Annotated in this window: 10 protein-coding genes and 1 tRNA gene; 7 read left to right on the forward strand and 4 right to left on the reverse strand. The window is 70.3% G+C overall.

The window, feature by feature from the left end; genetic code table 11:
* Positions 1–115: 115 nt before the first annotated feature.
* The 4 genes from QBJ89_RS18600 to QBJ89_RS18615 all read right to left on the reverse strand — a co-directional run bounded on the left by QBJ89_RS18600 (position 116) and on the right by QBJ89_RS18615 (position 2,135).
* Positions 116–388 (reverse strand): hypothetical protein, encoded by a 273-nt coding sequence (locus QBJ89_RS18600; RefSeq protein WP_277981966.1) that lies wholly within the window; start codon positions 386–388, stop codon positions 116–118.
* A gap of 223 nt (positions 389–611) precedes the next feature.
* On the reverse strand, positions 612–1,124 hold the full coding sequence (locus tag QBJ89_RS18605; protein WP_277981967.1) for a hypothetical protein: 513 nt from the start codon (positions 1,122–1,124) through the stop codon (positions 612–614).
* 331 nt (positions 1,125–1,455) lie between these two features.
* A tRNA-Gly gene (locus QBJ89_RS18610) sits at positions 1,456–1,529 on the reverse strand.
* A gap of 69 nt (positions 1,530–1,598) precedes the next feature.
* Complete coding sequence (locus QBJ89_RS18615; RefSeq protein ID WP_277981968.1) at positions 1,599–2,135, reverse strand: energy transducer TonB family protein; 537 nt, start codon at positions 2,133–2,135, stop codon at positions 1,599–1,601.
* A 392-nt stretch (positions 2,136–2,527) separates the two neighbouring features.
* On the opposite strand from QBJ89_RS18615, the gene QBJ89_RS18620 reads away from it, so the two are divergent.
* From QBJ89_RS18620 to QBJ89_RS18650, 7 genes are all read left to right on the forward strand, one after another.
* Entirely contained in the window at positions 2,528–4,741 is a 2,214-nt protein-coding gene (locus QBJ89_RS18620) for a TonB-dependent siderophore receptor (protein ID WP_277981969.1), read from the forward strand.
* Positions 4,742–4,875: 134 nt separating this feature from the next.
* Entirely contained in the window at positions 4,876–5,355 is a 480-nt protein-coding gene (locus tag QBJ89_RS18625; RefSeq protein WP_277981970.1) for a DUF1440 domain-containing protein, read from the forward strand.
* A gap of 248 nt (positions 5,356–5,603) precedes the next feature.
* Entirely contained in the window at positions 5,604–6,542 is a 939-nt protein-coding gene (locus tag QBJ89_RS18630) for a UDP-2,3-diacylglucosamine diphosphatase (RefSeq protein WP_277981971.1), read from the forward strand.
* Between the two features lie 10 nt (positions 6,543–6,552).
* Complete coding sequence (locus QBJ89_RS18635; RefSeq protein WP_277981972.1) at positions 6,553–7,590, forward strand: glycosyltransferase family 4 protein; 1,038 nt, start codon at positions 6,553–6,555, stop codon at positions 7,588–7,590.
* Between the two features lie 159 nt (positions 7,591–7,749).
* On the forward strand, positions 7,750–8,430 hold the full coding sequence (locus QBJ89_RS18640; protein WP_277981973.1) for a DUF1013 domain-containing protein: 681 nt from the start codon (positions 7,750–7,752) through the stop codon (positions 8,428–8,430).
* Positions 8,431–9,143: 713 nt separating this feature from the next.
* Positions 9,144–9,914, forward strand: coding sequence for a 3'-5' exonuclease (locus QBJ89_RS18645; protein WP_277981974.1), 771 nt, complete (start codon positions 9,144–9,146; stop codon positions 9,912–9,914).
* Positions 9,915–10,044: 130 nt separating this feature from the next.
* Positions 10,045–10,491, forward strand: a complete 447-nt coding sequence (locus QBJ89_RS18650) for a TM2 domain-containing protein (protein WP_277981975.1) — start codon at positions 10,045–10,047, stop codon at positions 10,489–10,491.
* Positions 10,492–10,499 lie beyond the last annotated feature (8 nt).

Raw genomic sequence — 10,499 nt, forward strand, 5'->3', positions numbered from 1 at the left:
CGGCGGGAGCCTCGCTCCCGAACCACCCGGCCCGACTCGCATCATCTCGATGTTCATGTTTTGTACGCTAACAGCGTCGCGCTGTCAAGCCTGGTCTCGACTGCGGCGGCGTCGCTCAGCCGAGCCCGCGCCCGGTGCCGGGGCTGATCAACAGGCGGCGCCCGCTGAGCGTCTCGACCTGGAGCGAGTCGCCGTCGCGCTCGACCGCGACGAAGCGGTCGGGCCCGGTCGCGGGCGGCAGCTCGCCGCGCCACACCACGCGCCCGGCGCGATCGAGGCAGACGAGGTTGCGCGCGCGGGCGTCATCCCCGGCGGCGGGGGCGTAGAGCACCACACGCCGGCCGCTCCCGATCGCGATGCTGCGCACGACACGCGCTGGCTCGGGCATCGGCCGCTCTCCTCTTGCATAAGAAGATACGCGGGCGCGGGTGCGGCGGATGCAAGGGGGGCTCGATCCGAGGGCGTATGCCCGATCTGCGAAGGCAGCCGATCTTCCCGCATGTATCCGAATGATAAACGTCGGCGGAGCAAGCATCGCCATGGCGTCTACATATACGGAACGCGGACTGCTCTGCGGCTTGTCGCAGTCCGGCCTCTCTGGGATGAATGTGTTAATTCGCTTGATGAAATACTCGCTTGAAAACGACTGGTCTCGATATTTGTGGCACGATCATGGTGGTAGCTTCCTCCAGATCTCGGCCGACAGTACGATAGATTATGGTCCGATCGCTGTCATCGCCGCGGAACCTTATGGATAGTGCTTCGCCGTCCCTTTGTGCCGACACGTCAAAGACAAGAACATCTGTCAGCTTCCACTTGACCGGCTCTTCACCGATCCAGAGGGTGATAGGTGCTTTGGCATCGTAAGCGATCCCGATCCGATTTCCCGCAGTCGATATTCTGATCCTGGATACTGCAACGGACTTGCGGAGCCTCATGCGAGCGAGAGGGCGCATCGAGTCCGGAAGGGAGGCGGTCGCGCTGTCGATCGCTTCGAAGGCGTGGTCGCTCGGCCCGTCCCCTTCATAGATGCCCGAAGCGACCCCTGGCACCGGGCTGGCGGCCGCGGGGCCAGAGCTCAGGATGGCAACGCCGATCGCGGCTGACACAATCCACTGATGCAACTCGCACTCCTCAGATGCCGCTGCCGGCCTCGACGATTGTAGTGGCGCTTGGACCTAGCACATGGTCATCTCGCGTCATACGGATCGAGCACCTGCTCCGTTTCCCGGGCACGTGAGTTGGCGGAGAGCTGTCTGCAAAAAGGGGGCTGAGCATCACAGCCGAACAATCCGATCTGCAAAGTCGGCAGCGGACTGGCCGCTAAGCTGCGATAAACGGTCGGTTCGCCCGGTGGACCAGCTCTCGCCGCCGCCTCTCCTCACCAGCGATAGGAAGGTCCGCGTCGCGGGGTGACGTTCGCCGCGGGGGCGAGGTCGCTGCCCCACCCGAGGGTGGAGCGGGTAACGGGAATCGAACCCGTGTATTCAGCTTGGAAGGCTGCTGCACTACCATTGTGCTATACCCGCATACCCGCGGAAAAGCGCCATTCTCTGGCTTTCCCCACCGGTCGTTCCAACCTCCGCCATGTTGGCATTTCAACACGACGCGGAATTTGGACGAGCGGCGTCATACCCACCGACCGGCAGCGACACAAGCGGTGCGCCGCTACCGTCCGCCAGGCACGCAGCGGGCGGTGCCGCCAGGTGCGGGGTCGCCGCGCCGATCATCACCACCGCGGCGAGCCGCGTGGGTCCGTCGCCCGCGCGGGCCACCCGTATCTCGCGGCGCAGCAGCGCGAGCTTGTTGCGATAGTCGAGATAATCCGAGGCGAAGATCATGTTCGTCTGGACCGTCGTCGGCGCCCCCGGCCCCGAGGAGAGCGCGGGGAGTTCGCCCAGCCGTCTGACCGCGAGCAGCGCCACTCGATCGAGCCGGCGGTTGCTCGACGATCGCGCGAGCGTGGGGACGGCGGGTCGGTTGCGCTCGTCCAGCGCGAACCGGACCGACACGATCCCGCCCGCGGCGGGGTCGAACCCGATGGGATCGTGTTGGCGCAGCAGCGCCGCCTCGAGCCGTCGGGTCACCGTGGCGACCCAGCGCTCGCGCGACAGTTGATCTCCTCGAACGGTCACTTCCCCCTGCCGCGGCTGTGCCGGGACGAGTGACGGGTACAACGCGCATACAGCCGCAATCACGATCGGATAATGCTTCATGACGATCTCCACTGCTGGATGATCGGCCAGGACGCGCGACCAGTTTCTGCGTAAATCTTAACGCCTCGGTCGAGGGTAAGCGGCGATCGCTCGGATCCCGCCCCCACGCCCTTATAACATCATCCGAACGGCAGCGAAAGAGAGTCCGGATCGGACCTTTCCGGCAGAATCGGTGTCACTTTTCCTCACCCAGGTGGGACGGGCGAGCATCTTTCCTGGCACGCGGTTCGCATCGTCGCAGCGCGTCACCATGGAAGCTATTGATACTCGTTCGCACAAGCGATAGAGCCCAGGTCAGAAGGGGTTCTCACATGCATCATCGTCTCGTCCGCGCCTTGCTCGCCGCCAGCGCGCTCTGCCCGCTCCCGGTGCTCGCCGCCGCGCCCGACTCGCCGCTTGTCGCGACCGACTCCGCCGCCTCCGTCGACGCTCCCGACCAGCAGCAGGTCGGCGACGACGTCGTCGTCACCGGCGTGCAGCCGCGCGAGATCGCCTCCTCCGCCACCAAGAGCAGTGCGCCGCTGGCGCAGACGCCGCAGTCGGTCAGCGTCGTCACCGCCGCCGATATCGCCGGGCTCGGCTTGCAGAACCTCAACCAGGCGCTGCGCTTCGTCGCCGGCGTCACGCCCGAGACGCGCGGCTCCAGCGCCGAGGTGTACGACCAGTTCAAGCTGCGCGGCTTCGACGCCGCGGTGTTCCTCGACGGGCTGCGCCAGTTCGGCAGCCCGACCGGCTATGTCTCGCCCCAGGTCGACGTGTCGCGGCTCGACCGGTTCGAGGTGCTCAAGGGTCCCGCCTCGGTACTGTACGGCCAGTCCTCGCCGGGCGGGCTGGTGGCGCAGTCGAGCAAGCTGCCGGTCGACGCGGCGCTCTACGGCGCGGTCGCGGCCAGCTACGGCACCTTCGACCTCTACCGCGTCGACGCCGACATCGGCGGACGCGCGGGCGAGAGCGTGCTGTGGCGCGTCTACGGCAGCGTCAACGGCGCCGACACGCAGCAGCGCTTCAGCCGGCGCGAGCGCCAGACCGTCTCGGGCGCGGTGACGCTCGGCGCGGGCGGCGCCACCACGCTGACTCTGCTGGGCAATTACTCGCACGACCCGCATAACGGCGCGTACGGCGTCTTCCCCGCGCTGGGCACGCTGATCGACAATCCCAACGGCCGGCTGTCGACGCGCTTCGACGGCGGTGAGGCGGGCAACCGCTGGCGCCGCGAGCAGGCCTCGGGCACCTATATCTTCCGCCACGATTTCGGCGGCGGGTGGAGCTTCCGCGCCTCGGGCCGCTACCAGAACGTTACCGCCCGGCTGGGGCTGATCTACGTCAGCGGCGCACCCGCGGAGGCGGGGCTGCGCAGCTTCAATCGCGCCTCCTATGCCACCGACGAGCAGCTCGACAACTGGACCTATGACAACCAGCTCAGCGGCGCCTTCCGCACCGGCCCGATCGAGCACCAGCTGCTGATCGGCGTCGACCGCCAGGTGGCGCACTCGACCGAGCTTTACGCCTTCGGCAGCGCGCCCGCGCTGAACGTCTACCAGCCGGTCTATGGCACGGTCGCGACGCCGCAGACCCCCGCGGCGGTGCCCACCCCGTTCGGCGGCAGCTACGATACGCGCCAACGCCAGCAGGGCGTGTACGCGCAGGACCAGCTGTCGCTCGGCGCGCTGCGCGTGACGCTCGGCGGGCGGCAGGACTGGGCCTATGCGCGCGAGCGCACCCAGGCCGGATCGACGCAGCGCGACGAGAAGTTCACCTGGCGCGCCGCCGCGCTCTACACGCTGCCGTTCGGGCTGGCGCCATACGTGAGCTATTCCACCTCGTTCCAGCCGCAGAGCGGCAACGTGCTGCGCGACGACGGCACGCCCGGCCTGCCCGACCCGTCGCTCGGCAAGCAGATCGAGGCCGGCGCCAAGTTCAGCGTGCCCGGCACGCCGATCCTGCTCAGCGCCGCCTGGTTCCGCATCGACCAGACCAACGTGCTGACCTCGACGCCCGATTTCACCGTGTCGCGGCAGACCGGCGAGGTGCGCTCCACCGGCGTCGAGCTCGAGGGCTTCGCCCCGCTCGGGCACGGCTTCACCGTGCGCGGCGCGTTCAGCCGCCAGCGCGTGCGCGTGACGAGCGACCCGCAGGACCCGTCGCGCGTCGGCCGCGGGCTCGAGACGGTCGGGCGCGGCGGCACCTCGGTCAACCTCGACTGGACCGCGCCGGGCGGCCCCTTCACCGGGCTGACGCTGGGCGGCGCGCTGCGCCACGCCGACGAGGCTTATGCGGGGGTCTATACGCCGAGCTTCGGCGAGGCGGCGGCGGGGCCGCGCAACAGCCCGGGCTACACCGTCTATGACGCGCTGGTGCGCTACGACCTCGGCGCGGCGGTGCCGCGGCTGCGCGGGCTGAGCCTCGCGGTCAATGCCACCAACGTCTTCGACAAGAGCTATCTCACCTCCTGCTTCGCCAATTACCAATGGTGCTGGTACGGCAACCGCCGCACCGTCCAGGGGACACTGGGATGGAAGTTCTGAGGAGCCGGGACGCTCGATGATGGCCCTGGTCGAGGCGCACTAGGATCCTCCCCGCGTGGCGGGGAGGATCGCACCTGCCCGCACCCGCCGCGCTCCGCCGCGCGTTGCGCCCTCCGCCACCACCGGAGACCTCCATGCGCTCGCTCCTCACCACCGTCGCGATCGGCCTCGGCGCCGGGCTCGTCGCCTCGTTCGCGATGGACCAGTTCCAGGCGGCCGCCGCCCCCGCGCTGGGGCAGAGCGGCGGCAACGACGACCCCGCCACGGCCAAGGCCGCCGACAGCGTCAGCCAGGTCGTCGAGGGGCGCCCGGTGACGCAGAAGCACCGTCGGCTCGCGGGCGGCGCGATGCACTATGGCGCCGGCGCCGCGCTCGGGGTTGGCTATGTCACCGCCGCGGAGCGCTGGCCCGAGACCGCGACCGGCTTCGGCCTGCCGTTCGGGGCGATGACGATGCTGCTGCTCGACGACCTGCTCGTCCCCGCCGCAGGGTGGGGGCCGTGGCCCGAGGCCGAGGCGAAGGGCAACCTCTACACGCTGGCGTCGCACCTCGTCTTCGCCGCGACGGTGGAAGGCGTCCGCCGCGGGGCCGGCGTGCTGCTCGCACGCGACTGAGCGGGAGCAGCACGCGCGCCCAGGTCCTTCGATCCTGCCGGAGCGCCGTGATGGCAGCGCAACCGCCGCGCCTCCCGGACGGTCGCGCCCCGTTCACGCCATCACGCCTCGGCCACATCGGGTCGCCGCGTCGCTCCACTGCCTCGGCGTGACGCCGAACCGTCACGGCAACGTCACCCCAGCGTCAAGCCGCGGAGACATGCGCGTCACACATAAGGCGTAGGGCAAGGCAGCGAGGGAGGGCTGCCATGCCGACGACGGTTCACTCGATCAGCGCGCTCACCGCGGGCCTGCCGCTGGGCGACATCGCCGATCTGTTCGACGCCGACGCGCGGCCGCCCCGGCCCGAGCAGGTGATCCCCGAGCACGTCACCGGCGCGCGCCGCCGCTACCGCACCGTGTGGATCAGCGACGTCCATCTCGGCACGCGCGGCTGCAACGCCGACATGCTGATCGACTTCCTCGACCATGTCGACAGCGACACCATGTACCTGGTCGGCGACATCATCGACGGCTGGCAGCTCAAGAAGCGCTTCTACTGGCCCGCCGCGCACAATGACGTGATCTGGCGGCTGATGAAGCGCGCGCGGCGCGGCACGCGGATGGTCTATATCCCCGGCAACCACGACGAGATGTTCCGCCAGTTCGCCGGGCTCGACTTCGGCGGGATCCAGATCCGCCGCAAGGCGATCCACGAGACCGCCGACGGCCGCCGCCTGCTGGTGCTCCATGGCGACGAGTTCGACGCGATCACCTTGTCGCACCGCTGGCTCGCGCATGTCGGCGACGCCGCCTATACGATGCTGATGGCGCTCAACCGCTGGGTCAGCGCGGTGCGGCGGCGCTGGGGCATGCCCTATTGGTCGCTGAGCAAGCACGCCAAGGCCAAGGTGAAGAACGCGGTGGCGTTCATCTCGCGCTTCGAGGAGGTCGTCGCCGAGGCGGCGGGCAGCCGCGGCGTCCAGGGCGTGGTGTGCGGCCATATCCACACCGCCGAGATGCGCGAGATCGCGGGCGTCGCCTATTACAACGACGGCGACTGGGTCGAGGGCTGCACCGCCTTGGTCGAGCATCACGACGGGCGGATGGAGATCCTCGACTGGGGCGAGGAGATGCGCCGCCGCGACGAGCGGCCCGCGGTCACGCTCGCCGCACCCGTGCCCGCGCGCGCGGCGCTCGCCGCCTGAGCCGCGCGCGATGCGGATCGCGATCGTCACCGATGCCTGGGCGCCGCAGGTCAACGGCGTGGTGCGCACGCTGGAGGCGGTGATCGCCGAGCTGCGCGCCGGCGGGCATGACGTGCTGGTGGTCTCGCCGAGCGGCGCGCCGTCACTGCCCTGCCCGACCTATCCCGAGATCCGGCTCGCGCTGATGACGCCCGCGGCGGTGGGGCGGCGGATCGCGGCGTTCGGCGCGGAAGCGGTGCATATCGCCACCGAAGGGCCGCTGGGGCTCTCGGCGCGGCGCTGGTGTCGCGCCCGACGCCTGCCCTTTACCACCGCCTATCACACGCAATTTCCCGACTATGTCGCGGCGCGCACCGGCGCGGACCCGGAATGGGTGTGGCGCTACGTGCGCTGGTTCCACGAACCCGCCGCGGCGGTGCTCGTCTCGACCGCCACGATCGAGCGCACGTTGCGCGCGCACGGCCTGTCACGGGTGAAGCGCTGGGGCCGCGGCGTCGGCCGGGCGTTCCGGCCCGAGGGCGCGCTGGAGCCGCGAATGGCGGCGACCGGCGCGCGCGCGGACGGCGCGCCCGTGCTGCTCCACGTCGGGCGGGTCGCGGTCGAGAAGAACATCGAGGCCTTTCTCGCCGCCGAGGTGGCGGGCGTGAAGGTGGTGGTGGGCGACGGCCCCGCGCGCGCCGCGCTCGAGCGGCGCTTCCCCGACGCGCTGTTTCTCGGCGCCTTGTTCGGCGAGGATCTCGCCGCAGCCTATCGCGCCGCGGATGCCCTGGTTTTCCCGAGCCGCACCGACACGTTCGGGCTGGTGATGATCGAGGCGCTGGCGTGCGGCACGCCCGTGGCGGCCTTTCCGGTGCCCGGCCCGGTCGACGTGCTGACCCCCGCCACCGGCGCGATGGCGGAGCGGCTGGAGGAAGCGATCGCGCGCGCGCTGACGCTCGATCGCGCCGCCTGCGCCGCGGCGGGAGCGGGCTTCACCTGGGCGGCGAGCGCGCGCCAGTTCCTCGTCGCGCTCGCGCCGCTCGGAGCGGCGCTGCGGATGGTGGCGTAGCGGGGACTCAGATCCTCCCCGCCAACGGAAAGGATCTTCCTCTCCCCCCGACCTCCCCCTCACGCCCGCTTGCCCTCGCGCGCGCCACGCACTAAGTCGTTCGTCAACAGGCGGCCGCTCCGGGAAGGGGCGGCCCTTTGCATTTATGGAGTATTCCGCATGGCCCAGCCGCTCATGCCCCACGCCACCGCTTCCTGGCTGGTCGACAACACCTCGCTCTCGTTCGAGCAGATCGCCGACTTCTGCGGGCTGCACATCCTCGAGGTCCAGGCGATCGCGGACGACACCGCCGCCTCGAAGCTGACCGGGCGCGATCCCGTCCGCGCGCACGAGGTGACGCAGGAGGAAATCGACAAGGCGCAGGCCAGCCCCGCCTATCGCATGAAGATGACCAAGGGCCCCGACCAGGTGCGCCGCACCAAGGGCCCGCGCTACACGCCGGTCAGCAAGCGCCAGGACAAGCCCGACGGCATTGCCTGGATCATCCGCAACCACCCGGAGATCAGCGACGGCGCGATCAGCAACCTGATCGGCACGACGCGCACCACGATCGCCGCCATTCGCGACCGTAGCCACTGGAACATCGGCAACATCACGCCGAAGGACCCGGTGACGCTCGGCCTTACCACGCAGCGCGAGCTGGACGCGGCGGTGGCCAAGGCGGCCAAGGCGGCGGGGATCGAGCCGCAGGCCAACGATCCGCGGCTCGACGGCGACCGCGAGGCGCTGATCGCCTCGCTCCGCGCCGAGCGCGAGCAGGCCGCACGCGACGCCGAGGCGGCGGAAGCGGGCGAGCTGCGCGGCCCGGTCTCGCCGTTCGAGGACCCGTTCCGGCGCTGATGCGCCCTCCTCCCGGCCGCGATCCTGCCAAGTTCGGGAGCGGCCGGGGAAAGGTGTCTGCCTCCACGCGGCATTGCGCGCGGCACGCTCATCCTCAAGAGGTCCGTCGCGCGGAGGGGAGCTTCGCCGGCAAGGAGCAGCACATGATCGTCGCCCGGCGGTGGTCGGGTCAGATGGTGTGCGAGCGCGCCATCGACCCGGCAGCGTGCTGATCCCAGGCGACCTTGATGCGTCCGGCTCATAGCCGGGCCGACTCGTCGCTTATGGCGGCGCGCCATGACAGGCGGCGTTCAGCCGCGCCCTGAGCATCGATCAAGCCACTTGCCGACCGGGGTTCGCGCGTCATGGCCGGTCCGGACGATCGCGTCGGCGACACGCCGATCTCAGGCGCGGCCACGGGCTCGTCCGCCGCTCCGACAAAGATGGGCCGATGTGCGCATCCGCGCCAAAGTGCGACGGGTCCGCGCTGAGACACAAAGCGACGATGCGCCAGTCACTTCCCGAACCCCGGTCATGAGTGGCACCGGTGGCGCGCATCGATCGAGGAGCTGGCGCGGATGGGTGGCCGGTTCGGCCAGGACCACGCCGCGCCGGCCTCCGGGGGCAGGTCTTGGCGGCCGGGCATAGCGGGTCAGGCGGGCGCGAACCGACGCGCGGCGGCGGATCAAACCCGGCTGGCATTCGCCGCGGCGCCGCCCCACATAGCGCGGTACATGAGCTACGCCCGTCGCCCGCAGCCGCAGATCGTCCGCGTCATCGACCTCGAAACCACCGGCTCGGCCCCGCCCGCGCACGCGGTGTGCGAGGTCGGCTGGCAGGACGTCGCGCTCGGCGTCGACGGCCGCTGGGAGCTGTACGGCGAGGGTGGCAACATCCTCGTCAATCCGGGCCGGCCGATGCCCGCGATCACCCAGGCGATCCACCATATCCGCGACGAGGACGTCGCCGAGGCGCCGTGGTGGCACGACGTCGCGCGCCCGGTGCTCGATCCCTATCCGCGCCGGGTCGCGCTCGCCGCGCATCGCTCGGCGTTCGAGGAGCAGTTCTGCACTCCCGCGCTGACCCACGGCGCCGACTGGATCTGCACCTGGAAGTGCGCGCTGCGGCTGTGGCCCGACAGCCCCAGCTTCTCCAACCAGGTGCTGCGCTACTGGCGCAAGCCGGCCGGGTTGGAGCATGAGCGCGGCCTGCCCGCGCACCGCGCCTTCCCCGACGCGTACGTCACCGCGCATCACCTGCGCGACCAGCTCAACGAGGCCTCGGTGGCGCAGCTGATCCAGTGGACCAGCGAGCCCGGGCTGCTGCCGCGCGTCCGCTACGGCCCCGACCGCGGCAAGGAGTGGCGCGAGATCGAGGAGGAGAGCCTGGTCAAGTTCCTCACCGATCGCGACCCCGACGTGCGCTACACCGCCGAGACCGAGATGGCGCGCCGCCGCGGCGGCGGCCATGTCGGGCGGATGACGCCGCAGGAACTGCTGCTCTAGGGTGACATCCTCGCCTCTGCCGGTGCTCCCGCGCAGGCGGGCGCACGGCGGCCAGAATGGTCGCCTCTGCCGCACCCTTGCCTTTCGCGCGCGGCTGCGGGAACACCGGCGCGACACGACGGAGCCACGGATGCGCGGACAGATACTCGGGGTCGACGTACGCAGCGGCGACGGGCTGGTCGCGGGCGAGGACGGCGAACGCTACACCTTCGCGCCCGAGGACTGGGCGCAGCACGGCGAGCCGATGCGCGGGCAGCTGGTCGACTTCGAGGCGGCGGCGGGGCGCGCGCGCAACGTCTTCCCGGTGCCGGTCGCGCCTGCCGTCGCGCCGGCACCCGTCGCCGCGCCGGTGCCGACCATCGACCGCAACAAGTATATCGCCGCGGTACTGGCTTTCCTGTTCGGCATCTTCGGCATCCACCGTTTCTATCTCGGCCGGGTCACCTCGGGGATCGTGATGGCGGTGCTGACCTTCACCGTGATCGGCGCGCTGGTGACGGTGCCGCTATCGATCGTCGACATGGTGCGCTATCTCGTGATGTCCGACCGCGACTTCGCGGCGCGCTACGGGCGATAGGGTGGAGG

This window comes from Sphingomonas phyllosphaerae (assembly GCF_029623345.1).
Lineage (GTDB): Bacteria > Pseudomonadota > Alphaproteobacteria > Sphingomonadales > Sphingomonadaceae > Sphingomonas > Sphingomonas phyllosphaerae_C.